This is a genomic window from Streptomyces sp. NPDC020489 (assembly GCF_044386545.1).
Classification (GTDB): domain Bacteria; phylum Actinomycetota; class Actinomycetes; order Streptomycetales; family Streptomycetaceae; genus Streptomyces.
On the sequence record NZ_JBIRUZ010000017.1, the window covers coordinates 44,072 to 70,473 of the forward strand.

General features: G+C 72.0%; 22 protein-coding genes. 11 read left to right on the forward strand and 11 right to left on the reverse strand.

From position 1 onward, the window contains the following. Positions 1 to 48 precede the first annotated feature (48 nt). The 6 genes from ACH41F_RS35135 to ACH41F_RS35160 all read left to right on the forward strand — a co-directional run bounded on the left by ACH41F_RS35135 (position 49) and on the right by ACH41F_RS35160 (position 7,505). Positions 49 to 1,032: a carbohydrate kinase family protein gene (locus tag ACH41F_RS35135; RefSeq protein WP_398839050.1), complete on the forward strand. Its 984-nt coding sequence runs from the start codon at positions 49 to 51 to the stop codon at positions 1,030 to 1,032. Further along, positions 1,029 to 4,538, forward strand: a complete 3,510-nt coding sequence (gene metH, locus ACH41F_RS35140) for a methionine synthase (protein WP_398839052.1) — start codon at positions 1,029 to 1,031, stop codon at positions 4,536 to 4,538. Before ACH41F_RS35135 ends, metH begins: the two co-directional genes overlap by 4 nt. Then, a complete protein-coding gene (gene metF, locus ACH41F_RS35145) occupies positions 4,535 to 5,440 on the forward strand; it encodes a methylenetetrahydrofolate reductase [NAD(P)H] (RefSeq protein ID WP_398839053.1) in 906 nt (301 codons plus the stop codon). Before metH ends, metF begins: the two co-directional genes overlap by 4 nt. Then, on the forward strand, positions 5,418 to 6,827 hold the full coding sequence (ahcY, locus tag ACH41F_RS35150) for an adenosylhomocysteinase (RefSeq protein ID WP_391243315.1): 1,410 nt from the start codon (positions 5,418 to 5,420) through the stop codon (positions 6,825 to 6,827). The genes metF and ahcY overlap by 23 nt, the downstream gene beginning before the upstream one ends. Positions 6,828 to 6,849: 22 nt before the next feature. Continuing rightward, entirely contained in the window at positions 6,850 to 6,978 is a 129-nt protein-coding gene (locus tag ACH41F_RS35155; RefSeq protein ID WP_391243318.1) for a hypothetical protein, read from the forward strand. Between the two features lie 200 nt (positions 6,979 to 7,178). After that, a complete protein-coding gene (locus ACH41F_RS35160) occupies positions 7,179 to 7,505 on the forward strand; it encodes a DUF6059 family protein (protein WP_391243321.1) in 327 nt (108 codons plus the stop codon). 79 nt (positions 7,506 to 7,584) lie between these two features. On the opposite strand, the gene ACH41F_RS35165 is transcribed toward ACH41F_RS35160, so the two are convergent. The 10 genes from ACH41F_RS35165 to ACH41F_RS35210 form a co-directional block, all read right to left on the reverse strand. Further along, complete coding sequence (locus tag ACH41F_RS35165; RefSeq protein WP_391243324.1) at positions 7,585 to 8,175, reverse strand: malonic semialdehyde reductase; 591 nt, start codon at positions 8,173 to 8,175, stop codon at positions 7,585 to 7,587. Positions 8,176 to 8,253: 78 nt separating this feature from the next. After that, positions 8,254 to 9,270: a beta-ketoacyl-ACP synthase 3 gene (locus tag ACH41F_RS35170; RefSeq protein WP_391243327.1), complete on the reverse strand. Its 1,017-nt coding sequence runs from the start codon at positions 9,268 to 9,270 to the stop codon at positions 8,254 to 8,256. A gap of 106 nt (positions 9,271 to 9,376) precedes the next feature. Beyond that, positions 9,377 to 10,546 (reverse strand): hydroxymethylglutaryl-CoA synthase, encoded by a 1,170-nt coding sequence (locus ACH41F_RS35175; RefSeq protein ID WP_398839056.1) that lies wholly within the window; start codon positions 10,544 to 10,546, stop codon positions 9,377 to 9,379. Positions 10,547 to 10,549: 3 nt separating this feature from the next. After that, positions 10,550 to 11,611 (reverse strand): hydroxymethylglutaryl-CoA reductase, encoded by a 1,062-nt coding sequence (locus ACH41F_RS35180; protein ID WP_391243333.1) that lies wholly within the window; start codon positions 11,609 to 11,611, stop codon positions 10,550 to 10,552. After that, on the reverse strand, positions 11,608 to 12,702 hold the full coding sequence (fni, locus tag ACH41F_RS35185; RefSeq protein WP_391243336.1) for a type 2 isopentenyl-diphosphate Delta-isomerase: 1,095 nt from the start codon (positions 12,700 to 12,702) through the stop codon (positions 11,608 to 11,610). Before fni ends, ACH41F_RS35180 begins: the two co-directional genes overlap by 4 nt. Beyond that, the gene (locus tag ACH41F_RS35190) at positions 12,699 to 13,799 is read right to left on the reverse strand and encodes a phosphomevalonate kinase (RefSeq protein ID WP_391243339.1); all 1,101 of its coding nucleotides are present in this window, start codon (positions 13,797 to 13,799) and stop codon (positions 12,699 to 12,701) included. The genes fni and ACH41F_RS35190 overlap by 4 nt, the downstream gene beginning before the upstream one ends. After that, positions 13,796 to 14,827 carry a diphosphomevalonate decarboxylase gene (gene mvaD / locus ACH41F_RS35195; protein ID WP_391243342.1) on the reverse strand — a complete coding sequence of 344 codons (1,032 nt, stop codon included), beginning with the start codon at positions 14,825 to 14,827 and terminating at the stop codon, positions 13,796 to 13,798. Before mvaD ends, ACH41F_RS35190 begins: the two co-directional genes overlap by 4 nt. Next, positions 14,817 to 15,824: a mevalonate kinase gene (mvk, locus tag ACH41F_RS35200; protein ID WP_398839059.1), complete on the reverse strand. Its 1,008-nt coding sequence runs from the start codon at positions 15,822 to 15,824 to the stop codon at positions 14,817 to 14,819. Before mvk ends, mvaD begins: the two co-directional genes overlap by 11 nt. 97 nt (positions 15,825 to 15,921) lie before the next feature. Continuing rightward, positions 15,922 to 16,116 (reverse strand): hypothetical protein, encoded by a 195-nt coding sequence (locus tag ACH41F_RS35205; RefSeq protein WP_391243348.1) that lies wholly within the window; start codon positions 16,114 to 16,116, stop codon positions 15,922 to 15,924. Further along, positions 16,113 to 16,655, reverse strand: coding sequence for a hypothetical protein (locus ACH41F_RS35210; RefSeq protein ID WP_391243351.1), 543 nt, complete (start codon positions 16,653 to 16,655; stop codon positions 16,113 to 16,115). The genes ACH41F_RS35205 and ACH41F_RS35210 overlap by 4 nt, the downstream gene beginning before the upstream one ends. Positions 16,656 to 17,101: 446 nt before the next feature. Here ACH41F_RS35210 and ACH41F_RS35215 point away from each other — a divergent pair, with 446 nt between their 5' ends. From ACH41F_RS35215 to ACH41F_RS35235, 5 genes are all read left to right on the forward strand, one after another. Then, positions 17,102 to 19,144 carry an FAD/NAD(P)-binding protein gene (locus ACH41F_RS35215; protein WP_398839061.1) on the forward strand — a complete coding sequence of 681 codons (2,043 nt, stop codon included), beginning with the start codon at positions 17,102 to 17,104 and terminating at the stop codon, positions 19,142 to 19,144. Further along, positions 19,141 to 20,580: a 3-carboxy-cis,cis-muconate cycloisomerase gene (gene pcaB / locus ACH41F_RS35220; RefSeq protein ID WP_398839062.1), complete on the forward strand. Its 1,440-nt coding sequence runs from the start codon at positions 19,141 to 19,143 to the stop codon at positions 20,578 to 20,580. Before ACH41F_RS35215 ends, pcaB begins: the two co-directional genes overlap by 4 nt. Positions 20,581 to 21,474: 894 nt before the next feature. Continuing rightward, the gene (locus tag ACH41F_RS35225; protein WP_398839063.1) at positions 21,475 to 22,947 is read left to right on the forward strand and encodes an NAD(P)/FAD-dependent oxidoreductase; all 1,473 of its coding nucleotides are present in this window, start codon (positions 21,475 to 21,477) and stop codon (positions 22,945 to 22,947) included. A 301-nt stretch (positions 22,948 to 23,248) separates the two neighbouring features. Next, entirely contained in the window at positions 23,249 to 25,024 is a 1,776-nt protein-coding gene (locus ACH41F_RS35230) for a cytochrome b N-terminal domain-containing protein (protein WP_391243363.1), read from the forward strand. A gap of 135 nt (positions 25,025 to 25,159) precedes the next feature. Continuing rightward, on the forward strand, positions 25,160 to 25,516 hold the full coding sequence (locus tag ACH41F_RS35235) for a DUF3099 domain-containing protein (protein ID WP_391243365.1): 357 nt from the start codon (positions 25,160 to 25,162) through the stop codon (positions 25,514 to 25,516). A gap of 21 nt (positions 25,517 to 25,537) precedes the next feature. Here ACH41F_RS35235 and ACH41F_RS35240 read toward each other — a convergent pair whose 3' ends face one another. Continuing rightward, complete coding sequence (locus ACH41F_RS35240) at positions 25,538 to 26,290, reverse strand: helix-turn-helix domain-containing protein (protein ID WP_398839065.1); 753 nt, start codon at positions 26,288 to 26,290, stop codon at positions 25,538 to 25,540. Positions 26,291 to 26,402 lie beyond the last annotated feature (112 nt).

A 26,402-nucleotide genomic window follows, 5' to 3' on the forward strand; every position in this document is an offset into this window, starting at 1 on the left:
CGCCGTACGACACGGCGATCAGCGACCGAAGCGACCGAAGGAGTTCCCGTGCGTATCGCGGTGACAGGATCCATAGCCACCGACCATCTGATGGTCTTCCCCGGACGGTTCGCGGACCAGCTGCTCCCCGAACAGCTCGCCCACGTCTCGCTCTCCTTCCTCGTCGACCGCCTCGAGGTGCGCCGGGGCGGTGTCGCCGCCAACATCGCCTACGGGCTCGGCGGCTTCGGCCTCTCGCCGCTCCTGGTCGGGGCGGTCGGCACGGACTTCGCCGAGTACGAGGTGTGGCTGAAGGAGCACGGCGTCGACACCGGGGGAGTGCGCGTCTCCGACGAACAGCAGACCGCCCGCTTCATGTGCATCACCGACGACGACGCCAACCAGATCGCCTCGTTCTACGCCGGCGCCATGACCGAGGCCCACGACATCGACCTCGGCGCCCTCGCCACCGGCCCCGACCGGCCCGGTCTCGTCCTCGTCTCGCCCAACGACCCGGCGGCGATGCTGCGCCACACCGCCGACTGCCGCGCCCTCGGCCTGCCCTTCGCGGCCGACCCCTCACAGCAGCTCGCCCGCCTCGACGGCGACCAGGTCCGCGACCTCGTGGACGGCGCCGCCTGGCTGTTCACCAACGAGTACGAGGCCGCCCTGCTCAAGGAGCGCACCGGCTGGAGCCGCGTGGAGATCCTCGCCGTCGTCGGCACCTGGGTCACCACCCTGGGCGAGAAGGGGGTCCGCATCGAACGCGCCGGACAGCCCCCGCTCGTCGTCCCCGCGATCCCCGACACCACCACCGCCGACCCGACCGGCGTCGGCGACGCCTTCCGCGCCGGCTTCCTCGCCGCCGTCAGCCACGGCGTACCGCTGGAGCCCGCCGCCCGCCTCGGCTGCGCACTGGCCTCCGTGGTCCTCGGCGCGGTCGGCTCGCAGTCCTACGAGGTCGACCCGGCGCAGCTGTCCGACATCGTCGAGCGAGCCTACGGCCCCGGTACGGCCGCCCCGCTCGCGCCAGTCCTCGGAGCACGCTCATGACCGCTGACCACCGCACCCGCATCGCCCAGCTCCGTGAGGCCCTCGCCACCCGTGTGGTGGTCGCCGACGGGGCGATGGGCACCATGCTCCAGGCGCAGGAGCCCACGCTCGAGGACTTCCAGCAGCTGGAGGGCTGCAACGAGATCCTCAACGTCACCCGCCCCGACATCGTGCGCGCGGTGCACGCCGAGTACTTCGACGCGGGCGTCGACTGCGTGGAGACCAACACCTTCGGCGCCAACCACGCCGCCCTCGGCGAGTACGACATCCCCGAGCGCGTCCACGAACTGTCCGAAGCAGGCGCCCGCGTGGCCCGCGAGACCGCCGACGAGTACACCGCCCGCGACGGCCGCCAACGCTGGGTCCTCGGCTCGATGGGCCCCGGCACCAAGCTCCCCACCCTGGGCCACGCCCCCTACACCACCCTGCGCGACGCCTACCAGCGCAACGCCGAGGGCCTGGTCGCGGGCGGCGCCGACGCGCTCCTCGTCGAGACCACCCAGGACCTCCTCCAGACCAAGGCCGGTGTCCTCGGCGCCCGCCGCGCCCTCGACGCCCTGGGCCTGGACGTCCCCCTCATCGTGTCGGTGACGGTGGAGACGACCGGCACGATGCTGCTGGGCTCCGAGATCGGTGCCGCGCTGACGGCGCTGGAGCCGCTGGGCATCGACATGATCGGCCTGAACTGCGCGACCGGCCCGGCGGAGATGAGCGAGCACCTGCGCTATCTGGCCCGGCACTCCCGCATCCAGCTGTCCTGCATGCCCAACGCCGGTCTGCCGGTCCTGGGCAAGGACGGCGCCCACTACCCGTTGAGCGCCGCGGAGTTGGCGGACGCGCAGGAGAACTTCGTTCGCGAGTACGGCCTCTCCCTGGTCGGCGGCTGCTGCGGTACGACGCCGGAGCATCTGCGCCAGGTCGTCGAGCGGGTGCGTGGTCTGGTCCCGACGGCACGCGATCCGCGTCCGGAGCCGGGGGCGGCCTCGCTCTATCAGACGGTGCCGTTCCGGCAGGACACGGCGTACATGGCGATCGGTGAGCGGACGAACGCCAACGGGTCGAAGAAGTTCCGCGAGGCGATGCTGGAGGCCCGCTGGGACGACTGCGTGGAGATGGCCCGCGAGCAGATCCGTGAGGGCGCGCACATGCTCGACCTGTGCGTGGACTACGTCGGCCGCGATGGCGTTGCCGACATGGAGGAGCTTGCCGGCCGGTTCGCCACAGCTTCCACGCTGCCGATCGTGCTGGACTCCACCGAGGTCGACGTCATCCGGGCGGGGCTGGAGAAGCTCGGCGGGCGTGCGGTGATCAACTCGGTCAACTACGAGGACGGCGACGGTCCGGAGTCCCGGTTCGCGAAGGTCACCAAGCTGGCCCAGGAGCATGGCGCCGCGCTGATCGCGCTGACCATCGACGAAGACGGCCAGGCCCGCACCCCGGAGCACAAGGTCGCCATCGCCGAACGGCTGATCGCCGACCTGACCGGGAACTGGGGCATCCACGAGTCGGACATCCTCATCGACACCCTGACGTTCACGATCTGCACGGGTCAGGAGGAGTCCCGCAAGGACGGCATCGCGACCATCGAGGCGATCCGTGAGCTGAAGCGGCGCCACCCCGAGGTGCAGACGACGCTGGGGCTGTCGAACATCTCCTTCGGGTTGAACCCGGCCGCGCGGATGCTGCTGAACTCGGTGTTCCTGGACGAGTGCGTGAAGGCGGGCCTGGACTCGGCCATCGTGCACGCTTCGAAGATCCTGCCGATCGCCCGCTTCAGCGAGGAAGAGGTCCAGACCGCCCTCGACCTGATCTACGACCGGCGCTCCGAGGGCTATGACCCGTTGCAGAAGCTGATGGCGCTGTTCGAGGGCGCCACGGCGAAGTCGTTGAAGGCGGGCAAGGCCGAGGAACTGGCCGCGCTGCCGCTGGAGGAACGCCTCAAGCGCCGGATCATCGACGGCGAGAAGAATGGGCTCGACCAGGATCTGGCGGCGGCCCTCCAGGAGCGGCCGGCGCTGGACATCGTCAACGACACCCTGCTTGAGGGCATGAAGGTCGTCGGTGAGCTGTTCGGCTCCGGCCAGATGCAGTTGCCGTTCGTCCTTCAGTCCGCCGAGGTCATGAAGTCGGCGGTGGCGTACCTCGAGCCGCACATGGAGAAGGTCGAGGGCGACGAGGCCGGCAAGGGCACGATCGTGCTGGCCACCGTGCGCGGGGACGTGCATGACATCGGCAAGAACCTCGTCGACATCATCCTGTCCAACAACGGCTACAACGTGGTCAACATCGGTATCAAGCAGCCTGTCTCCGCGATCCTCGAAGCCGCCGCCGAGCACAAGGCCGATGTGATCGGCATGTCGGGGCTGCTGGTGAAGTCCACGGTGATCATGAAGGAGAACCTGGAGGAGCTCAACGCCCGGGGACTCGCGGCCGATTACCCGGTGATTCTCGGCGGCGCGGCCCTCACCCGCGCCTACGTCGAGCAGGATCTGCACGAGATCTACGAGGGCGAGGTCCGCTACGCTCGCGACGCCTTCGAGGGCCTGCGCCTGATGGACGCCCTCATCGCGGTCAAGCGGGGAGTGCCGGGGGCGAAGCTGCCGGAGCTGAAGCAGCGGCGGGTCAAGAGCACCGCGACCGCGGCCGCCGTCGTCACGGAGAGCCCCGAACTGGGCCGGTCCGACGTCGCCGTCGACAACCCCGTGCCCACGCCGCCGTTCTGGGGGACCCGGGTCGTCAAGGGCATCCAGCTCAAGGAGTACGCGTCCTGGCTCGACGAGGGCGCCCTGTTCAAGGGGCAGTGGGGCCTCAAGCAGACCCGCAGGGGCGAGGGGCCCACCTACGAGGAGCTCGTGGAGACCGAGGGACGGCCCCGGCTGCGCGGCTGGCTCGACCGGCTCCAGACCGAGAACCTGCTGGAGGCGGCCGTCGTCCACGGCTACTTCCGCTGTGTCTCCAAGGGCGAGGACCTGATCCTGCTCGACGAGAACGGCTCCGAACTGACCCGCTTCACCTTCCCGCGCCAGCGCCGTGGCCGTCGGCTGTGCCTGGCGGACTTCTTCCGCCCGGAGGAGTCGGGGGAGACGGACGTCGTCGGCCTCCAGGTCGTCACCGTCGGCTCCCGCATCGGCGAGGAGACCGCCAAGCTCTTCGAGGCGAACGCCTACCGCGACTACCTCGAACTGCACGGCCTGTCCGTGCAGTTGGCCGAGGCCCTCGCCGAGTACTGGCACGCGCGCGTGCGCGACGAACTCGGCATCGCCGGCGCCGACCCGCGCTCCCTGGACGGCATGTTCCGTACCGAGTACCAGGGCTGCCGCTACTCCCTCGGCTACCCGGCCTGCCCCGACCTGGAGGACCGCGCCAAGATCGCCGAACTGCTCCAGCCGGAGCGCATCGGCGTCCACCTGTCCGAGGAGTTCCAGCTGCACCCCGAGCAGTCCACGGACGCGATCGTCCTGCACCACCCCGAGGCCAGCTACTTCAACGCCGGAGGCCGGGAATGACCACCCTGCGCGACTTCCTCGACCGGGGGACACCGTCGTTCTCCTTCGAGTTCTTCCCGCCCAAGACGGCAAAGGGCGAGCGGACCCTGTGGGAGGCGATCCGCCGGATCGAGCCGCTGGCGCCCGCCTTCGTCTCGGTCACCTACGGGGCCGGCGGGTCCTCGCGGGACCGTACCGTCGAGGTGACCAAGCGGATCGCCACCGACACCACCCTCAGGCCCGTCGCCCATCTGACCGCGGTCGGCCACTCGGTGGCGGAGCTGCGGCACATCATCGGCCAGTACGCCGACGCCGGTGTCCGGGACGTCCTCGCCCTGCGCGGCGACCCGCCCGGCGACCCCAACGCCCCCTGGATCCCGCACCCCGACGGCTTCACCCACGCCGACGAACTGGTGCGGCTGGTCAAGGAGTCGGGGGAGTTCAGCGTCGGCGTGGCCGCCTTCCCCGAGCGGCATCCGCGCTCGGCGGACTGGGACAGCGAGATCCGGCACTTCGTCGCCAAGTGCAGGGCCGGCGCCGACTACGCCATCACCCAGATGTTCTTCGACGTCGAGGACTATCTGCGGCTGCGCGACCGGGTGGTCGCCGCGGGCTGCGACACCCCGATCATCCCGGAGATCATGCCGGCCACCGACGTACGTCAGATCGCCCGCTTCGCCGAACTCAGCGGCGCCGCCTTCCCCGAGGACCTGGCCCACCGCCTGGACGCCGTGCGCGACAACCCGGCGGACGGCCACCGCATCGGCGTCGAGTACGCCACCGCGATGGCCGAACGGCTCCTCGCCGAAGGCGCCCCGGGGCTGCACTACATCACGCTCAACCGCTCGACGGCGACGCTCGAAATCCATCGCAACGTGACGAACTCAAGGAGTGCCCAGCATGCCCTCGCAGCCCAGCGCTGACTTCACGGACTTCAAGGTCGCCGACATCTCCCTCGCCGAGTTCGGCCGCAAGGAGATCACCCTCGCCGAGCACGAGATGCCCGGCCTGATGGCGATCCGCAAGGAGTACGCGGAGGCGCAGCCGCTCGCCGGCGCCCGGATCACCGGCTCCCTGCACATGACGGTGCAGACCGCCGTCCTCATCGAGACCCTGGTCGCGCTCGGCGCCGAGGTCCGCTGGGTGTCCTGCAACATCTTCTCCACCCAGGACCACGCGGCCGCCGCCATCGCCGCCGCCGGCATCCCGGTGTTCGCCTGGAAGGGCGAGACGCTGGAGGAGTACTGGTGGTGCACCGAGCAGGCCCTGACCTGGCCGGGCCACGCCGGCCCGAACATGATCCTCGACGACGGCGGTGACGCCACCCTCCTCGTCCACAAGGGCGTCGAGTACCGCAAGACGGGCGAGCTGCCGGCCGCCGAGAACGAGGAACTGGCCGTCGTACGGGCCCTGTTGGAGAACAGCACGCTGGACTGGACGCGGATCGCCTCGGAGATCCGCGGCGTGACCGAGGAGACCACGACCGGCGTCCACCGCCTGTACGAGATGCAGCGCGACGGTGTCCTGCTGTTCCCGGCGATCAACGTGAACGACGCGGTGACCAAGTCGAAGTTCGACAACAAGTACGGTTGCCGGCACTCCCTGATCGACGGCATCAACCGCGCCACCGACGTCCTCATCGGCGGCAAGACCGCCGTGGTGTTCGGCTACGGCGACGTCGGCAAGGGCTGTGCGGAGTCGCTGCGCGGTCAGGGCGCCCGAGTCATCGTCACCGAGATCGACCCGATCTGCGCCCTCCAGGCCGCGATGGACGGCTACCAGGTGACCACGCTCGACGAGGTCGTGGAGACCGCCGACATCTTCATCACCACGACCGGCAACAAGGACATCATCATGGCCAGCGACATGGCCAGGATGAAGCACCAGGCGATCGTCGGGAACATCGGTCACTTCGACAACGAGATCGACATGGCCGGCCTCGCCCAGATCCCCGGGATCGTCAAGGACGAGATCAAGCCCCAGGTCCACACCTGGACCTTCCCCGACGGCAAGGTGATCATCGTGCTGTCGGAGGGGCGCCTGCTGAACCTGGGCAACGCCACCGGCCACCCCTCGTTCGTGATGTCCAACTCCTTCGCGGACCAGACGCTGGCCCAGATCGAGCTGTTCACCAAGCAGGCCGAGTACCCCATCGGCGTCTACACGCTGCCCAAGCACCTCGACGAGAAGGTCGCCCGGCTCCACCTCGACGCGCTCGGCGTGAAGCTCACCACGCTGCGCCCCGAGCAGGCCTCGTACATCGGTGTCGACGTCGACGGCCCCTACAAGCCCGACCACTACCGCTACTGAGCCGACCGAGCAGGAGGAGAACGTGTACGACATCTTGGAGGAGGACCTCAGACAGTCCCACGACGTCCCGGCTCTCGCCCCGCCGCTCCGGCTCGCCGGGGCCGACGAGGACGACGCCTGGGAGCCGCACGTCGTCCGCGGTATCGACTGACGACGTACCCGTTCGTCCCGTCCCCGAGGCGCGCCGCAGCAGTTGTGCGGCGCGCCTCGTCGTCGTGCGCGGGCGATGTCCGGGCGGTGTCCGGTGGCCGGAGAACAGCGCGGCCGTGCACCACGTCTTCTCGACCGGTCCACGAGTGAACCTTGTCAATCTCTGTAGGAGACGACGAGTGGAGGCGTGGAGGTGCAGACATGATTCGGATCCTGCGAGGCGTTCTGCGGATGACGGTCAGCCGCTGCCTGCGGCCTCTGTGGCGGGGCCTGGCAGCGCACGGGGCCCTCTACGTGGGCCCCGAGGCCATGCAGGCCATGGAACCGCCCCGCTCGGCCTCACGCTCCCAGAACCGCCTGGTGCGCTACGCCCAGAACCGGTTCCTGGTGCTGCCGCCGGGCGTCGGCGGGCCGCCCACGGCGCACCCCGAGCGGCTGCGTGAGGACGTACCGCTGTCCCCGCAGGAGCGGCTCCTGGTCCGTGAGGTGTGGCCGGCGTACGAGGAGCGGGCCCGCGACCGGCGCTGACCGGCTCGTGACACACGCGAGGCCGGGTGCGCGGAGCCGTCGGGCTCCGCGCACCCGGCCTCGTGCCGTGCGGCCGGATTCAGATCGTGGTGATGACCTCGTCGGCGTCCAGGCGCGGGGCGCGCGGGAACCACGCGTCCGGCCCGGGCCTGCCGATGTTGACCACCATCAGCGGGGTGTGGTCGTCGTCCAGGAACTCCTTCTGGACGCCCGCGGCGTCGAAGCCGGTCATGGGACCCGCGGCGAGGCCCGCGGCCCGGACCCCGATGATGAAGTACGCGGCCTGAAGGGCGCCGTTGAGGAGCGCGGAGGCCTCGCGGGTGGGGCGCTCCGCGTACAGGACGTCCTTGACCTGGGGGAAGTGCGGGACCAGCCTGGGCAGCTCCTCGTGGAACTCGTTGTCCGTGGAGAGGATCGCCACCAGCGGGGCCGTGGCGGTCTTGTGCCGGTTGGGCTCGGCCATGTGCCGCACGAGCCGCTCACGGGCCTCGGGGGAGCGCACCAGGGTGATGCGCAGCGGGCTCTGGTTGGAGGCGGTGGGACCGTACTTGACGAGGTCGTAGATCGCGAGGATCTGCTCGTCCGTCACCGGCTCGTCGGTGAAGGTGTTGGCCGTCCGGGCCTCACGGAACAGGAGGTCCTGGGCGGCGGCGTCGAGCACGAGCGACATGGATGCAACCTTTCAGCAGCGGCTTCTACGGGGATCGGGAACCCTGTAACGGTTCGGCGCGGTGTCCGTGCGCGGCCCTCACCCCCACTCGACCAGGGCGAAGCTCGCGGCCATGCCGCCGCCGAAGCCGGCCAGCAGGATCAGCTCACCGGGGCGGAAGGCGCCCTCGCGGGCGGCCGCGTCGAGGGTGATCGGGATGGAGGCGGCGCCCGTGTTGCCGTAGTGCGTGACCGTGCGGTGCATGGTGGCGCGGGGGAGGGCCAGCTCGGCGAAGACCTCGTCGAGCATGACGCTGTTGGCCTGGTGCGGGACGAAGTGGCTGATGTCCGCGGCCTCCACGCCCGCCTCGTGCAGGAACCCCTTGGTCAGCTGCGGCAGTTGCTCCACGACGAAGCGGCGCACCTCGCGCCCGTCCATCGCGAAATACTGCAGGCCCGCGTCGAGACCGGCCGCGTCGAGGGGCTGCCGGCTGCCGCCCCCGGGCACCTGGATCAGGTCCGACAGGGCGCCGAAGGTGTACAGGGCGACATGCCGTACGACCGGGCCGTGCGTGGTCGGGCCGAGGACCATGGCGCCGGCGCCGTCACCGAACAGCACGACCGTCCTGCGGTCGACCGGGTTCAGGATGCGCGAGTACAGGTCCGCGCCGATCACCAGCGCGTAGCCGCCCCGCCGCAGGATGACGCTGCCGACCGCGGAGAGCGCGAACACGGTGCCGGAGCACACCGCGTTGACGTCCACGGCCGCGGTGGTGGCCGCGCCGAGGTTGCGCTGCACGTAGGCCGCGGTCGGCGGCTGCGGCCGGTCCGGCGTGGACGTGGCCACCGCGATCATGGACAGCTGCTCGGCGGTGATACCGGCCGCCTCCATCGCGGCCCGCGCCGCGGCCGTCGCCAGATCGGACGTGGCCTGCTCGGGGGCGGCCCAGCGCCGCTCCCGGATGGCGGTCTTGCGGACGATCCAGGCGTCGTCGACGCCGGCCGGCGCGCCAACCTCGTCGTTGGAGACGATCCGCTCCGGCACATAGGCCCCGGTACCGAGGATCCTGATGTCCTTCATGGGGCTGCCGTGGGCGGCGATCGTGGTCGGTGTCATGCGGCTGCCCTCCCCTCAAGTGGTCTGTGAATGGCGGTACGAACGGGCCGGCGGACGAGCGGCCCCCGCGAGGGGACCGCCCAGGGGCCGCCGGCCCGCGAGACGCTCAGCGCGCCTGGTAGATCCGCTTGTGGCCGCTGATCCCGGCGAGCCGGAACGGGCCGGTGGTCTGCTCCGGGGTGGCGTGGTCGCCACCGTCGGTCGGGAACTTCCACTCGTGCAGCTCGCGGTAGCCGGCGTAGTCGACCGTCCTGCGCCGGGCGATCGCCTCCAGGTTCTCCGCGGTGCGCAGGTGGTCCCGGTAGCCGGCGACGACGGTGCCGGAGAAGAACTCGGCGACGGACCCGGAGCCGTAGCTGAGGAAGGCCAGCGGCCGGCCCGACAGGTCGTCCGCCTGGTCCAGCAGCGCGGCCAGGCCCAGGTACACGGACGCGGTGTAGCTGTTGCCGATCACCGTGTTGTAGGCGGTGGTCTGGCCGAGGGCGCTCGCGATGACGTCCTTGTCGGTGTCGTAGCCGCAGTAGTTCAGCAGGTGGCGGTGGGCCTTGTACGCCATCTTCGTGAACGGCTGGTGGTAGCAGAACGCGGCGAACTCCTCGAGCGCGCGCCCGCCCTGCTCGGAGTAGTCCTTCCAGCTACCCTCGACGGCCTGGAGGTAGGCGCCGATGGACTCCTGGCCGTCGACGAGCGCGGTGGACAGGTAGTTGGGCCGCCAGAAGTCCATGACGTCGGCGGTGTACAGCCCGGAGGGGTCCTCGATCCGCACCAGCGCCGGGTCCACGCTCACCAGCATGGCCACCGCGGACGCGCCCTGGGTCGCCTCGCCCGGGCTGTCCAGCTCGTACTTGGAGACGTCACTGGCGATCACCAGGACCTGCTGGGCGGGGTCGCGCCGCACCAGGCCGATGGCGAACTGAAGGGCCGCCGTCGCCCCGTAGCAGGCCTGCTTCAGCTCCACGACACGCGTCGCCGAGGGCAGCCCGATCAGCGAGTGGACGTAGATGCCCGCCGCCTTCGCCTGGTCGATCGAGGACTCGGTGGCGAAGACGACCGTACGGATGCGGTCCTTGCCGTGCCGGGCGATGATCGGCGCGGCCGCCGTCGCCGCCATGGTCACGATGTCCTCGTCGGCGGCCGGGACACTCATCGACTCCTGGCCGATGCCCACGTGGTACTTGCCGATGTCGGTGCCGTTGTGCGCGGCGAGCGCGGTGTGGGGCAGGACGAACTCGCCGGTCGCGATGGACAGATCGTGGATTCCGATGGATATGGACATGTCTCATACACCAACCTTCGCGGTCTTGTTGTCGCGTTCCAGCTGGACGTGCGCCCGCATCAGCTCGCCGGGGTTGGTCTGCGCCGCGAGCAGCGAGAGCTCGCCGCACAGCACCGTGGCCGCGGCGAGGACGGCGAGCCGGCGGGCGTTCTCGCCGGGCGCGACGTCGGCCCGGCAGCCGAGCCGGGTCAGGTTCGTCTCGACGAAGCCGAGACCCTTGCCGTTGCCGACCGAGCCCACGATCAGGTTGGGCAGGGTGCAGGCGAAGTACAGGTCGCCGTCGCGGTCCTCGGCCATGACGACGCCCTGCGAGCCCTCGACGATGTTGGCCGCGTCCTGGCCGGTCGCCAGATAGAACGCGAGCAGCATGTTGGCGTAGTGGGCGTTGGCCGAGCGGATGCCGCCGGCGAGGAGGGTGCCGAGCAGGTTCTTGCGGATGTTCAGCTCGACGATCTTCGCGGCCGTGGTGTGCAGGACGTCGGCGACCACGTCACGCGGGACGAGGATCTCGGTGACGACGTTCTTGCCGCGGCCGAGGATGCCGTTGATGGCGGTGGCCTTCTTGTCGGAGCAGTAGTTGCCCGAGATCGACCCGTAGGAGATGCCCGGGATCGTCTCCAGCAGGTGCGCCAGCAGCGCGTCGGAGGCGAGGGTCGCCATGTTGTGGCCGGAGGCGTCGCCGGTGGAGAACTCGAACCGGATGAACAGCAGGTTGGCGTTGATCTCGTGCCGGATGCCGATCAGCTGGGCGAACCGGCTGCATCCGCGCACCACTTCGCGCAGTTCGTCGATGCGCGCCTCGATGGTCCGGGCGGCGGTCAGCGCGGTCAGCGCGTCGGTGGCCTCCACGAGCACCGAACGCGTCATCCGCTCGTCGACGAGGGTGGCGACGATGCCCTTCTCGGCCAGCCGGGAGACCTTCGCGCCGCGGCCCACGGACGGCCACAGCGGCGATTCGTAAGTGGCGAGGGGGACCTGTGTCTCGGTGTTGGCGACGTTCCCCGAAATGCGGAGGGGGCCCACCCACCTCATGGGGACCCCGGCGATCGCGTGTGCTTCGGTCATCGTGTGCTTCCCGTCATCTCGTGGAGGGCGTCGATGGAGCTGGAGCGCTGCGCGAGCCGCCGCGTGTCGATGCCCCGGTCGGCACAGAAGGACCGGAGCTCGCCGTGGATCAGCAGGTCGCAGCGTGTGAGGTCGGCGGGGGTTCGGGCGCCGAGCATGGTCTGGAGGGCCGCCAACTGGTCCAGCCAGGTGGAGATCTTGGCGACCAGGGCGGAGACGTCGCCGTCGAGCAGGGTGCGCAGGAAGCCCCCGGAGGAGCCGACGGCACGCGCGCCGAGGGCGAGGGCGCGGGCCACGTCGAGCGGGGTACGCACCCCGCCCGAGGCCAGCACCGGGATGCCGACGTCCTGCGCGTCCAGCAGACAGGCGACCGTGGACTGGCCCCAGTCGTGCAGGTAGGCGTAGTCGGCGAGTTCGCGCCGGCCGTTCTCGATGCGCGCGAAGTCGGTGCCGCCGCGGCCGCTGACGTCGGCGACCTTCACGCCCAGGCCCGGCAGCGCGAGGATCGTCTCGCGGCTGAGGCCGTTGCCGACCTCCTTCACGATCACGGGGACGTCGACGGCCGCCGCGATCCGCTCGATCTGCGCCGCCCAGGAGCCGAAGGAGCGGTCGCCCTCCGGCATGGGCGTCTCCTGCGCCGTGTTGAGGTGGATCTGGAGGGCGTTCGCCTCGAGCAGGTCGATGGCGCGCCGCGCGTTGTCGACCGACGCGGTCGCGTTGACGTTGGCCATGACGAACCCGTCCGGGTTCTCGGTGCGCAGCACCCGGAAGGTGTCCGCGCAGGACGGGTCCTTGAAGTAGGCGTGCATCGAGCCCGAGGCGATGGCCACGCCGGTCTCGCGGGCGGCGACGGCCAGATCCCGGTTGATGACACCGGTCTTGGGGCTGCCGCCGGTCATGGCGTTGATGTAGAGCGGCGCCTGCCAGGCGATACCGGCGAAGGTGGTTGCCAGGGACACGTCCGGCCGGTCGATGCCGGCCAGCGCGTGGTGGACGAACGACACCTCGTCGAACTGGTTGCGTCCGCTGTGCGCGTGCTGCTGCTCCATGGCGAGCCGGACGTGGTCGTCCTTGCGCTGAGCGCTACTCATTCTTCGTTCCCTTCGGGCCCTTCAGGGGCGGGACGCAACGGCAGGGGCAGCACCCCGGCCGCGGCCCACCGTTGCCTTACGTGCGCGATGTCGTGCGGGGCGTCGGCGTCCAGCAGGGCGATGCCGCAGTCGCCGCCCCCCGCCCCGGAGGGTTTGGCGGCGCCGCCGACGGCCTCGGCCGCGTCGCACAGCGCCGTCAGTTCGGGCGTGAAGATGCCGAGGCCGACCTCGTCGTCCAGGCGGGCCAGTTCCTGCCGGGCGCGCCGGATCTGCTGGGCGAAGCCCGGGCCGTCGCCGCTCTCCAGGGCGCCGATCGCGGCGTGCACGAAGTCGTGGCTGGTCTCCATGAACTTCTGGTGCGAGGCACTGCCCCGCCACATCCGCCGGTGCAGCCCGGCCACGAGGTTGGTGGTGGAGGCCGGCCTGCCGGTCCAGCCGACCTCCAGGGCCAGACCCTCGGGCGCGGGCAGCCGGCGTACCTCGAAGCCCGGCCAGTCGGCGCGCAGCGCCTCCTCGACACCCCGGTCGCGGGCCAGGGCGAGCACGTGCTCCCGGTCGGGCGCCCGGTAGGCGATCCAGCCGCCCCAGGTGCCGGCGGCGAGGTCGCCGCCGGAGCCCTTGGGGTCGATCCGGGCGGTCGCGAGCAGAGCGAGCCGGAACCGGTCCTCGCGCGACAGCCGCAGCCCGCAGTACGACGCCACGGCCGCGACCGTCGCCACGGTCACCGCGCCGCTGGAGCCCAGGCCGTACTTGCGGCCGTTGTCGTGCAGGGTGCTGGTGACGGACACGCTCAACGCCGGGACGGGCAGGCCGCGTTCGGTGAGCAGCCCGGCCACGGTCTCGACGGCGGCGGCGACATAGCCGGTCGTCCCGTCGCCCCCGGTCAGCCGGCCGTCCTGCCACCGGTGGCGCACCGCGTGCGCGGTGAGGTCGGAGGCGATGACGACACCGGTGCCGTCGGCCTCGGTCACGGTGACGGTGATGTACCGGTCGACCGCGATCAGGATCGCCGTGCCGCCGGGTTCGACGACCGCGTACTCGCCCGCGACGTACAACTTGCCCGGCGCGTGCCGTACGACCGTGCGCGGGGAGGTCATCGTCCGCCCCCGGTGAGCAGGCGGGCGCCCGGGCCCGGTCCGGCGGTGTGCACCGCGACGTCGGGGGCGGCGGCGCGCACGGCGGCGGCCACCCGGTCGGCGTCCGCGCGCCGGCACAGCACCTTGACGTTGGGCCCGGCGTCCATGGTCACGTAGGCCGGGACGCCGTCGCGCCGCAGCTGCGCCACGCTGTCGAGGACCGTCAGGGACGCCGGTGACATGTACCGCACGGCGGGGCGGGCGGCGAGCATGGTGGCGTGCATGCCGAGCGCGTTGCGCTCCGCGATCTCGCCGACCGCGTCCAGGTCGCCCCGGCGCAGCGCCGCCCGCATCTCGACGAGGTCGGCCTTGCTGGAGTCGGCCCACGGCTCGAACAGCGGCGAGGTGTCGACGGTGCGGCGCATGGCCGTACGGCTGGACACCTCCTTGGGGCCCGCGTTGACGACGGCGACGACGAGCGCCGGGTCCAGGTCGGCGGCGGCGTCGACGGGCTCGGCGTAGGAGCTCAGGTCGTCGGTGCCGGCGTGCCAGACGGCGAAGTCGGCGAAGATCGACCGGGACGCCGAGCCGGAGCCGCGCCGGGCCAGCCGGGACAGCGACCGCGGGTCGCCGTCGAGTCCGTAGACGGCCGACGCGGCGACGGCGAGGGCGGCGAAACCACTGGCGGAGGAGGCGAGGCCGGCGCCGGTGGGCACGGTGTTCTCGGTGTCCACGACGGCCCGTGCCGTACTGCCCGCCCGCTCCCGCACGAGGTCCAGGAAGGCGCTGATGCGCCGGGCGGCCTCACCGGTGGCGCGCTCGCCGTTGAAGGTGATCGCGTCCTCGCCGGCCCCCGCGGCGAGCCGCACCCGGGTGGTGGTCGGGAAGATGTCCAGGGTCATCGACAGGCTGTCCGTGCGCGGCAGGAACAGCCGCTCGTCGCTCTTGCCCCAGTACTTGATGAGCGCGATGTTCGGGTGCGCGACGGCGGTGGCGTCCGTCACGGACCCGGCCTCGGCGCGCGGTCGCGCGAGCTGTTCAGTGCTCATGGGTGACGAGCCTCCTCAGCGGTACGACCCACGTCTGGACGGCGCCGGCCTCGTGCAGCCGCCCGGCGACCTCCCTGGCCTGCTCGGGCTGGGTGAGGGCGAGGACGCAGCCGCCCAGCCCACCGCCGGTGATCTTGGCGCCGAGGCTGCCCGCGTCGAGCGCGGCGGCGACCATGGCGTCGATCCGGTCCGTGCTCAGACCGGCCGCGCGCAGCAGCTCGTGATAGTCCGTCAGCCGCGCGCCGAGCTCCTCCGGCGAGCCGTCGGCGAGGGCCCGCCGGGCCTCCTCGACGAGCTCGGCCGCACGGCCCAGGAACCGCTCCTCGGCGCCCGCCTCGCGCCTGAACCCCTCCCGCAGCAGCTCCACGGCCTCCTTGGTGCTGCCCGCGGTGCCACTGTCGGCGATGATGAACAACCCGTCGCAGCCGATGGCCAGTTCCTCGGCCCGGCCCGCCTGGAACAGCAGCGGGCCCGGCGCGCCGACGGCCATGGCGTCGACGCCGCTGGCCCGGCCGTGCGCCATGTTCTCGGCCGTCTGCACCAGGTCGAACGCCGTGGACTCGGGCAGCTCACGGCCGAACAGGTCGGCCAGCGCCAGGACGATCGCCCGCGCGTTCGCGGCACTGGAACCGAGCCCGCGCCCCGGCGGGATCGCGCCGTCGAGGATGACGTCCAGGTGCGGGCTGCCCGGCACGCCCATGCGCTCCTTGAACGCCGAGGCCAGCTTCTGCAGACCGTCCGAGGCCAGCGTCACCACCGCCCGCGAGGCGGAACCGGTCATGGTGAAGGACAAGCCGCCCGGGGCGTCGGCGGAGTGGGAGGACCATCCGGCGTTCGCCGTGGCCGTCAGCTGCGGGATCGGCAGCGCGAGCGCCGGGGTTCCGTACACCACCGCGTGCTCGCCCAGCAGGATGGCCTTGGCATGGGCGCGACCGATGCCGACCGAGCGAGCCCGATGGTTGTCCGAAACCCCCTCCACTGAGGTCGGTAGAGTCAACGCACTCACTCCCCTTGTCGTTTCACGAAGTTCTTCGAGACGGGCGGTTGGATTTTCTGGCGCGGAGCAGAAGGCGGTGCGGGGGAATGGGACACCGTCACCGGGTTTCGGTACGACGCCTCATGGCGATCTCCGTGAGTTCCTCGATGTCGAACTCCGAGCGGCAGTTGGGCGCGCCATAGCGGGTGATCTTCCCGCGGCTCACCCATTTGCGGATCGTCGCTTCCGACACCCCCACGGCGAGTGCGGCGACATTCGTGGGAACAAGCCGGTGGCGTGGCGGTTTCGTCATGCCGAGACACCCTTTCGCTGCCGCTCCATGAGCTGCCGCAGAGTCAGCCATTCGTGCGTTTCCCAGGAGTGGCCCGCCGAGCAGGCGATGCTCCGGCTCCCCGGCTTTCCGGTGTCCTTCGGCGAGGCGCTGATCGTGCCGGCGCACCCGTCCACCACGCACTGCCGGATCAGGCTCTGCAACGCCCCGGGTTCGGGGTCGATCATGCCGCGCAGCTCGGCGACGAGGGCCTCCGCCTCGCTCGCGAAATCGGCGGCCGGGGGCTGGGCGGCCAGCCACTCCAGATGCCGGGTCAGAAAACGGGCCAGCTGCGGGACGGTGCGGGCCGGCGCGGTGACGCCGAGCTGCTCCACGACGATCTCCGCCCAGGACTCCAACGTCGCGAGGATGTTGTGACGGGCGTCCAGCACCGAGATGTTCAGGTGATCCCGCCGCCGACTCCCCGACACCCGGGTGGGATTGCTCCGCCGATGCGTCGGCGACACATGGTGCAACGACTCCTGGTGCAGTGCGGGAATGATGCGCAGATCACGTTCCACCTGGCTGATACAGGCGGCACAAAGGACGAAACCGGGGACGGCGCTGCTCTCATGAGTGTGATTTCTGGAGCACGGGTGAACCATCGACGAATCTCCTTCATGAGGCGGCTCGCCCTCCGCGACCGTGTTGCGCGAAATGGCCGGGTCGATCCGGTGACGCCTTTTTCCCGAACGTAGCGAGCGGTGCTGGAGTCCCGATACAGCCCCGTTCGCGGCCCGCCGGAGATGGCATGACACCGCCTGCCCGACAGTCGCCGGCCAGGGCCTCGGCAATTCCTCCAGCGGCTTTCCATCAAGGGCCGAGCAAGCGTTGAGCGCCTGCCCCGACCGTGGCGGAGGAAGGAGGCATTGTGGACGGTACGCATGGAGGCGGACGCGCAGTCGGCGTCGGACTCACCGCAGGGCCGCTCGAAGAGGCGGCCAGTCAGTTTGCCCAGGGCGATCCGATGCCATTCGGCTATCCGGACCCCCGGCAATCCACCCAGTCCGCCCGCGGAGACGGGGCGGCGCACCTGGAGGTCTGCCTCGTCGGAGCCGGCCCACGAGGCCTCTCCGTCCTGGAACGGCTGTGCGCACAGGAGCGGAAGTCGCCCCGCTGGGACGCCGTCACCGTGCATGTCGTCGACCCGGACCCGCCCGGCTCGGGACGGGTGTGGCGCCCCACCCAGTCCCGGCACCTGCTGATGAACACCGTGTCCTCGCAGGTCACGGTCTACACCGACGCCAGCGTCCGGATCGACGGACCGCTGGAGGAGGGGCCGAGCCTGTACGAGTGGGCCAAGGCGCTCGTCTCGCGCACCCTCGACGCCGTCCCGCCGGGCGGCTACGACGACGGGGTCCTCGCCGAGGCCCGCCGTCTCGGCCCCGACTCCTACCCCACCCGCGCCCTGTACGGCTGCTACCTGACCTGGGCCTTCCAGCGGGTCGTCGCCGGTGCGGCGGCACATGTGACGGTGCTGACGCACCCGGTGCGGGCCGTCGCCCTCGAGGACGACGGGCCGGCGGGGGAGCAGACCGTCGAGCTGGAGGACGGCACCCGGCTGACCGGACTGTCCGCGGTCGTCCTCGCCCAGGGCCACGTACCGGCCCAGCTCTCCGACACCGAACGGGAGCTGACCGAGTACGCGGAGCAGCACGGCCTGACCTACCTCGCCCCGGCCAACCCCGCCGACGTGGACCTGTCGGGCATCCGGCCCGGCGAGCACGTCCTGCTGCGCGGGCTCGGCCTCAACTTCTTCGACTACCTCGCCCTGTTCACCCACGGCCGGGGCGGCGTCTTCACCCGCGTCGACGGACGTCTGGTCTACCGGCCCTCGGGCCGCGAGCCCCGTCTGCACGCCGGCTCCCGGCGCGGCGTGCCCTACCAGGCGCGCGGCGAGAACGAGAAGGGCGCGCACGGCCGCTACTTCCCGCGGCTGCTGACAGCCGGATACATCGCCGCCCTGCGCGCCCGCGCCCCCCACCACGGGGCCATCGACTTCGCCGCCGACCTGTGGCCGCTCGTCTCCAAGGAGGTGTGCAGCGTCTACTACGCCGCGCTGCTGGAGTCACGCGGTGAACTCCCCGACACCGTCGAGGAGTTCGTCGAGGCCTATCTGGAGGCCGAACCGGGCGCGGACGAGGACGTGCTGCTCGACGCGGCCGGCATCGGCAGCGCCGAGCGCTGGGACTGGAAGCGGGTCGCCCGCCCTTACGGCGACCGGGTCTTCACCGACCAGGCCGCCTTCCGCGCCTGGCTGCGCGGCCACCTCGACGACGACGTCCGGCTGGCCCGCCAGGGCAACGTCAGCGGACCGGTCAAGGCCGCCCTCGACATCCTGCGCGACCTGCGCAACGAGCTGCGGCTCGCCGTCGACCACGCCGGACTGACCGCCGCGTCCCACCGCGACGACCTCGACGGCTGGTACACCCCGCTCAACGCCTACCTGTCCATCGGCCCGCCGGCCTCCCGCATCGAGGAGATGGCCGCGCTCCTGGACGCCGGCGTCCTCGACGTGACCGGCCCCGGCATGCGCGTCACCCCCGACCCCGACGACCCCTACGGCCCCTGTTTCACCGGCACGTCGAGCGAGATACCCGACGTGCGGGTGCGGGCCACGGTCCTCATCGAGGCCCGGCTGCCCGAGATCGACCTGCGGCGCACCGCCGACCCGCTGATGAACCACCTGCGGGCCACCGGCCAGTGCCACCCCTACCGCATCCCCGCCGGGGACGGCACGGGCGGCTCGGACTACGAGACCGGCGGCCTCGCCGTGTCCGAGCGGCCGTACCACGTCATCGACGCGCACGGCGTACCGCACCCACGGCGCTTCGCCTACGGGGTGCCCACCGAGTCCGTGCACTGGGTGACCGCCGCCGGCATCCGCCCCGGCGTCGGCTCGGTCACCCTGGAGGACTCCGACGCCATCGCGGCCGCGGTCCTCGCCCTGCCCGAACTGCCGCACCCGGTCACGGAGTCCCAGAACGCGAACGCGAGGGCGGGCGTATGAGCACGGTGCACACACCCCCGTGGGCGACAACCCTGCCCGACCACCTGGACGCCGGGCTGCTGTCGCCGGTCCGGGCGGGCACCCCCGTCGAGGCGGCCGTCGGCGACAGCGCCTGGCTCCAGGCGATGCTCGACGCGGAGGCGGGCCTGGCCCGCGCCCAGGCCCGCTGCGGCACGATCCCCGCCCAGGCGGCCGCGGCCATCACCGCCGCCGCCCGCGCGGAACTGCTCGACGTACGCGAACTGGCGCTGGCCGCGCGGGAGACCGCGAACCCCGTCGTGGGTCTGGTCAAGGCGCTGACCGCGGTGGTCGCCGAACGCACCCCGGAGGCCGCCGAGTACGTGCACCGCGGCTCCACCAGCCAGGACGTCCTCGACACCGGCGCCATGCTGGTGGCCCAGCGGGCGCTGCGCCTGATCGTCGCCGACCTGCGGGCGGTCGCCGAGGCGCTGGCCGGGCTCGCGGCCGCCCACCGCGACACGGTGATGGCGGGCCGCACCCTCGCCCTGCACGCCGTGCCCACCACGTTCGGGCTCAAGGCGGCCGGCTGGCGCGCCCTGGTGCTGGACGCCGTCGAACGCCTGGAACGGCTCGCCGACGGCGGGCTGCCGGTGGCGCTCGGCGGCGCGGCCGGAACCCTGGCCGGCTATCTCCAGTACGCCGGTGCGGACGCGGACCCCGCGGCCGTGCTCGACCAGCTGGGCGCCGCGTTCGCCGACGAGACCCAGCTGGCCGTCCCCGTCCTGCCCTGGCACGCCCTGCGCACCCCCGTCGCCGACCTCGGGGCCGCGCTCGCGCACACCACCGGGGCGCTCGGGAAGATCGCCGCGGATGTGCTGGTGCTGACCCGCACCGAGATCGGCGAGGTGGCCGAGCCCGCGGTCGCCGGGCGGGGCGCCTCCTCGGCGATGCCGCACAAGCGCAACCCCGTGCTCGCCACCCTGATCCGGTCCGCCTCCCTCCAGGTCCCGGCGCTGGCGGCCGTGCTGTCGCAGTGCCTGCCCACCGAGGACGAGCGGTCGGCCGGGATGTGGCACGCGGAGTGGCAGCCGCTGCGGGAGGCGCTGCGGCTCACCGGGGGCGCCGCGCACACGGCCGTCGAGCTCGCCCGGGGCCTGACCGTCCGCCCGGAACGCATGCGCGCCAACCTCCAGGCGACCGGCGGCCAGCTCGTCTCGGAGCGGGTCTCCGCGGTCCTGGCCCCGCGGATCGGCAAGACGGCCGCGAAGGAACTGCTGACCCAGGCCTCCTGGGTCGCCTCCCGCACCGGCCTGCCGCTGGCCGACGTCCTCGCCGACCTGCCCCAACTGTCGGGCGTGCTGACCCGCGAGGAAGCCGCCGCCCTCCTGGACCCGGCCGGCTACACGGGCGTCGCGGGCGCCCTGGTCGACCGAGCCCTGACCGCACCCCGACCCGGGCGGTCCCCGGCGCCCTGACGGCGCCCCGACCCGGGCGGTCCCCGGCGCCCTGACCGCACCCTGACCCGGGCGGGTCCCGGCGCCCTGACGGTGCCCTGGCCCGGGCGGTCCCCGGCGCCCTGACCGCACCCTGACCCGGGCGGGTCCCGGCGCCCTGACGGCACCCTCGGCCCGGGCGGGCCTCGGCGCCCTGACGGCGCCCTGACCCGGGCGGTCCCCGGCGCCCTGACGGCGCCCCGTTCCGGGCGGGTCCCGGCGCCCTGACGGCCGCCACCCGCCCGAGGGACGGCGGCGGACACCCTCCGCCGCCGCCCGCGGCGCCGGTCCGTCATCGGCGGTGCCGATCCGCTGTCCCCGGTGCCTGGTCCGTCGTCTGCGGGGCTCGGGCTGCTGTCCGCGGTGCCGGGCGCGTTCTCCGTCCGGTCGTGCCCGGCGCCCGATCCGCCGTCCGCGCCGCCGGTCCGTGGTCGGCGGTGCCCGTTCGCTGTCCGCGGTGCCGGTCTGTGGTCCGCGGTGCCGGTCCGCTGTCTGCGGGGCCGACCGCGTTCTCCGTCCGGTCGTGCCCGGCACCCGGTTCGCCGTCCGCGGCGCATGGTCCGCGGTGCCCGCACCCGGTTCGCCATCCGGGGCCCTTGATCCGTCGTGCCCGGCACCCAACCCCCCGCCCGTCGGCCCCCTTCCGCCCAATCCCCTGGTCCGGACCCTGGTCGCCCCTCGCGTGCCCCGCGCCCGCCCCACGCTCCACTCGAATCCCCCTCGCGGCCGTCTCGAATGTTGCTTGAGCCGGTGTCGAACCTGGTGGCTCGGGGCGTGGCGCGGCGCATGATGCAAGCACAACGCACTGGGGAGGCGGCCGAGTTGAGTCTGGACGCGCGTGTTGTGGAAAGGGGCGGGGGTCACGGGCACGGCCTGGTGATCGGCTCCAGCCTCGCCGGGCTCACCGCGGCCCGGGCGCTGGCGGGTTTCATGGACCGGGTCACCGTGATCGAGCGCGACTGGCTGCCCCGCGGCCCCGGTCGCCGCCGAGGGGTGCCGCAGGCACGGCACACGCACGGCCTGATGACCGCGGCCCAGCAGGGCCTGGAGCTGCTGTTCCCCGGCATCTGCGACGACCTCGTGCGCGCCGGAGCGGTCCGGGTGCGCATCCCGGAGGACATGCTGCTGCTCGGCCCGGCCGGCTGGCTGCCGCGCTGCGCCACGGACCTGTCGATGCTCAGCGCCGGCCGCGACCTGCTCGACTCGGTCGTACGGGACCGGCTGCGCGGCGACCCCAGGGTGACCTTCCTCCAGGAGCACGAGGTCGTCGCGCTGGAGCCCGGCCCGGAGGACACCGTCACCGGCGTCTGGGCGCGCCGCCGCAACCGCAGGGAGCCCGACGGCTGGAACCCCGAGCACCTCATCCGCGCCGACTTCGTCGTGGACGCCTCCGGACGCGGCTCCCAGGCCCCCGAGTGGCTCGCCGAGCTGGGCTACGAAAAGCCCGCGGAGTCGGTGGCGGCCACCGGGACGTCGTACGCCACCACCCTGTACGCGCCCCCCGTCGGCCATGTCGCCGACTTCACGAGCCTGTGGGTGATGGCCGCGCCCGGCGATCCGCGCCAGGCCGTGCTCAACCCCGTCGAGGGCGGCCGCTGGTCGGTGACGATCGCCACCGGCGACGGCACCCCGCCGCCCGCCGACCACACCGAACTGCTGGACGCCGCCGCGGCCCTGCGCCACCCGCTGCTGCGCGACCTCATCGCGACGGCCACCCCGCTCGGCCCCGTCTACAGCAGCGCCCGCACCGACAGCCGGCTGCGCCACTACGAGAGGCTGCGCCGCTGTCCCGACCAGTTCCTCGTGGTCGGCGACGCCCTCGCCGCCCTCGACCCGGCGCACGGCCACGGCATGACCCTCGCCGTGGAGTCCGCGCTGACCCTCCAGCACCTGCTCACCGCGCACGGCACCGCGATCGGCGTCAGCCACCGGCTGCGCCGGGCCCTCGCCCACCAGATCGCCCCCGCCTGGCAGGCGAGCACCCGCCCCCTGGGCGCGGCACGGGGACTGCGGGCCCGGTTCGGGCGGCGCTACGCGTCCCGGCTCGCGGCCGCCGCGACCACCGACCCGCACGCGGCGGCCCTGCTGCTCCACCAGGAGCAGGCCCTCGTGCCGCCCGTCGCGCTGCGCTCACGCGCGCTGCGCGTCGCTCTCGGCCCCCGGCAGGCCGTCACCGCCACGGCGCCGCCCAGCCTCACCCACGGGCCCGAGGCCCGCAGGCGCCGGCCCGTCCAGCCGCCGGTACCGGCCATCGGGGTCTCCACCGGGTCCGTCGCGCGGCCCCGGCCCACCGGCTCCTCGGCCCACTGGCCGACCGCGGCACCGGCCGGCGAACGGCGGGGGTCGTGAGCGCGCCGCGTTTCGGCCGAGTGGCGCGTAATACACCGTCGCGGCCGAAAACGTACCGCCATACGCTCGACGCCATGACAGCAGTGGATCAACTGACCGACAAAACGGCCTACTTGACCGCCGGCGTCCCACAACTCACTCGAGACTCGCTTGAGTTGCCACTTGAGTATCACTTGAGAGCGGTTGTTCTGTTTGCTGACGCGTGGATAGCGTTTCCACCGCTCCAGGGCACCGGCCGGCTTGCGCCGCGGCAGGCCACCTTGCCTGTGACAGCCGAGCGGCGAGGGGAGGGCGCGCGGGTATGAGCACGACCGAAAGGGCGCCGCACAGTGCGCGCACCGAACCGTCCAAGGGCGAACGAGTCGCCGACTGGGCGGACGGGCGGCTCGGGATCTACAACTTCCGCTTTCTGATTCGCAAGGTCTTTCCCGACCACTGGACGTTCATGTTCGGTGAGATCGCGCTCTACAGCTTCATCGTGCTGCTGCTCACCGGCGTCTGGCTCACGATGTTCTTCGACCCGAGCATGACGGAGACCGTCTACCACGGGTCGCACGAGCCGCTCCAGGGCATCCCGATGTCCCAGGCCTACGCGTCCACCCTGCGCATCAGCTTCGACGTGCGCGGCGGCCTGTTCATCCGGCAGCTGCACCACTGGGCGGCGCTGATCATGATCGCCACGCTCTGCATCCACATGCTGCGGCACTTCCTGACCGGATCGTTCCGCAATCCGCGTGAGGCCAACTGGCTCATCGGGTTCGTGCTGCTGGTCGTGGTCACCCTGGAGGGCTTCGTCGGGTACTCGCTCCCCGACGACCTGCTCTCCGGCACCGGTCTGCGCATCGCGGAGGGCGTCACGCTCGCCATCCCGGTGGTCGGCACCTACGCGACGATGTTCCTGTTCGGCAGCGAGTATCCGGGCCACGACATCATCCCGCGGTTCTACAGCATCCACATCCTGCTGATCCCGGGCATCGTGCTGGCGCTGGTGACGATCCACCTGATCCTGGTCTTCTACCACAAGCACACCCAGTTCCGAGGACCCGGACGCACCGAGAACAACGTGGTCGGCCAGCCCATGATGCCGATCTACGCGGCCAAGGCGGGCGGGTTCTTCTTCCTCGTCTTCGGCGTGCTCTCGATGATGGCGGCCATCGCCCAGATCAACCCGGTGTGGACCTACGGCCCCTATCGCTCCGACCAGATCTCCCAGGGCTCCCAGCCCGACTGGTACATGGGCTTCCTGGAAGGCGCCCTGCGGGCCATGCCCGCCTGGGAGTTCGTCCTGCCGGGCGGCTACACCGTCAACATGGGCGTCCTGCTGCCGGCGGTGATCCTGCCGACCGTCATGATGGCGGTGATCGGCCTGTGGCCGTTCCTGGAGGCCTGGGTCACCGGTGACAAGCGCGAGCACCACCTGCTCGACCGCCCGCGCGAGCGCCCCGCCCGTACCGCGTTCGCCTGCTCGTTCGTCTCCTTCTACCTGGTGCTGTTCTTCGGCGGCGCCAACGACGTCCTGGCCGAGCGGTTCCATCTGTCGCTGAACTCGATCACCTGGGCGGTCCGCATCGGCGTCTTCGTCGTCCCGGCGGTGACGTACGTCGTCACCCGGCGGATCTGCCTGGCCCTCCAGCTGCGCGACCGCGAGAAGCTGCTGCACGGCCGCGAGACCGGTCGGATCAAGCGGCTGCCGCACGGTGAGTTCGTCGAGGTCCACGCACGCCTCGACCGCGGACAGGAGTACACCCTGCTGTCCCGCGAGATCCCCGAGGTGCTGCCGGCCCCCGCGACCCACGACGAGGCGGGCGTGCCCAACCCCAACCTCCGCAAGGAGATGCTGCGGTACCGGTTCAGCCGCTGGCTGTACGGCAACCAGATCCCGCACCCGACCCCGCAGGAGATGCAGCACGCGCTGGAGCACTTCGACCACGCGCCGGCCGCTCTCCCCTCCGCCAACGGACACGGTTCCGCCAACGGACATGCCTCGTCCAACGGGCACGGCTCGTCCAACGGACACCGCGGCGCCGACGGCCAGGCGGCCGTCGGGGGACGGGAGTCGGACCAGGAAGTGCACTGACCCGGCGGCACCACGCACCACCGGGCCGGACAAGGCGGCGCGGGTGATCACAGGACGGTCACCCGCGCCGCCGTCGTTCCACCGCCGGCCGGGCACCCCGCCCGGCGCTCCCGCCGGAACACCCACGGAGGCCCGATGAACCGCACGTCATGGCAGCGGGACGCACCCGCGGCCGAGTCCATCACCGGGGCCCGCACCGGCCTGAGCCAGGACCTGCGCGGCCGTCAGCGCCGCTATGTCACCGCCATGCTGGTGCGCAGCGCCTGTGTGGTCCTGATGGCCCTCACCTGGGACCGCTGGCCCGCCGTCGCCGTGTGCGCCCTGGTCGGCGGCGTCGTCATCCCGTACGTCGCCGTGGTCGCCGCCCAGGCCGGCTGGCGCCAACAGCGGGGCGTACGGCCCGAGTTGGCCCGTATGGTCGAGGAGCCCGCGACCCGTGTCGTCCTCGAACCCACCCTGATCCTGCCGCCGGAGCCCGACCGGACGGGCTGACCGCCACGGCGGAGCGGCGGGTCACGCGCGCTCCGGATCGGCTGCGGCGCCGTCTGGGGGCGTCCCGGGCTTGGTGTGGAGGATCTCGCGGGCCTGCTCCGCGGCGCGGGCGATGCTCTCGGAGACGAAGTCGAGAAAGCGGGCGATGTTCTCCATGCGGACCGCGGCCGGGGTGCCCGGGCCGAGGACACCGACGCCCTCCCGCGCGATCTCGACGATCTGGGCCGTGGAGCGGGCGCTGGCCATCATGGACTGGTACCAGATGTCGTCGTCGACGACGTAGCGCTCGCGCCGGCGTTCGTCGCGCTCGCGGCGCACCATGCCCTGGCTCTCCAGGAAGGTGATGGCCTTGGAGACGGACGCCGGGCTGACGTTCAGGCGCTCGACGAGTTCGGCGGCGGTCAGGCTGCCGCTGTCGGTGAGGGTGATGCAGGTCATCACCCGGGACATCATCGTGGGCATGCCCGAGCCCATCATGACGTGGGTGAAGGTCTCCTCGTACTCGCGCACGGCCTCCGCGTCCCGCCCGTAGGTCGGCTGGGGTGCCCGCGGGTCCCTGGGGGCGGTCCGCCTGCGGCGGTGGGCGCGGCGTTCGGTGGCGCGGTGGGCCGTCTCGGCGCGGTAGGCGGCCGGACCGCCGTTGCGCATCACCTCGCGGGTGACCGTCGAGGTCGGGCGGTCCAGGCGCCGGGCGATCTCGGCGTAGGCGAGCCCGTCGGCCAGTCCCAGCGCGATCTGCTGACGTTCCTGCTGGGTGAGTCTGCCTCCGGGCATCGCGGGCTCCTTCGTGCTGCGTGAGGGCGCCAGCATAGCGTTCACGCCCAATCCATTGCAACGAACGCGCGAGGTGCGTTGCATTTGCCTGGAGGGTCACTGCAACGATTTA

Coding starts and splice junctions, on each gene's coding strand:
- metH (WP_398839052.1), top strand. CDS start 1,029: ATGACCGCTGACCACCGCACCCGCATCGCCCAGCTCCGTGAGGCCCTC.
- metF (WP_398839053.1), top strand. CDS start 4,535: ATGACCACCCTGCGCGACTTCCTCGACCGGGGGACACCGTCGTTCTCC.
- ahcY (WP_391243315.1), top strand. CDS start 5,418: ATGCCCTCGCAGCCCAGCGCTGACTTCACGGACTTCAAGGTCGCCGAC.
- ACH41F_RS35160 (WP_391243321.1), top strand. CDS start 7,179: ATGATTCGGATCCTGCGAGGCGTTCTGCGGATGACGGTCAGCCGCTGC.
- ACH41F_RS35165 (WP_391243324.1), bottom strand. CDS start 8,175: ATGTCGCTCGTGCTCGACGCCGCCGCCCAGGACCTCCTGTTCCGTGAG.
- ACH41F_RS35170 (WP_391243327.1), bottom strand. CDS start 9,270: ATGACACCGACCACGATCGCCGCCCACGGCAGCCCCATGAAGGACATC.
- ACH41F_RS35175 (WP_398839056.1), bottom strand. CDS start 10,546: ATGTCCATATCCATCGGAATCCACGATCTGTCCATCGCGACCGGCGAG.
- ACH41F_RS35180 (WP_391243333.1), bottom strand. CDS start 11,611: ATGACCGAAGCACACGCGATCGCCGGGGTCCCCATGAGGTGGGTGGGC.
- fni (WP_391243336.1), bottom strand. CDS start 12,702: ATGAGTAGCGCTCAGCGCAAGGACGACCACGTCCGGCTCGCCATGGAG.
- ACH41F_RS35190 (WP_391243339.1), bottom strand. CDS start 13,799: ATGACCTCCCCGCGCACGGTCGTACGGCACGCGCCGGGCAAGTTGTAC.
- mvaD (WP_391243342.1), bottom strand. CDS start 14,827: ATGAGCACTGAACAGCTCGCGCGACCGCGCGCCGAGGCCGGGTCCGTG.
- ACH41F_RS35205 (WP_391243348.1), bottom strand. CDS start 16,116: ATGACGAAACCGCCACGCCACCGGCTTGTTCCCACGAATGTCGCCGCA.
- ACH41F_RS35215 (WP_398839061.1), top strand. CDS start 17,102: ATGCCATTCGGCTATCCGGACCCCCGGCAATCCACCCAGTCCGCCCGC.
- pcaB (WP_398839062.1), top strand. CDS start 19,141: ATGAGCACGGTGCACACACCCCCGTGGGCGACAACCCTGCCCGACCAC.
- ACH41F_RS35230 (WP_391243363.1), top strand. CDS start 23,249: ATGAGCACGACCGAAAGGGCGCCGCACAGTGCGCGCACCGAACCGTCC.
- ACH41F_RS35235 (WP_391243365.1), top strand. CDS start 25,160: ATGAACCGCACGTCATGGCAGCGGGACGCACCCGCGGCCGAGTCCATC.
- ACH41F_RS35240 (WP_398839065.1), bottom strand. CDS start 26,290: ATGCCCGGAGGCAGACTCACCCAGCAGGAACGTCAGCAGATCGCGCTG.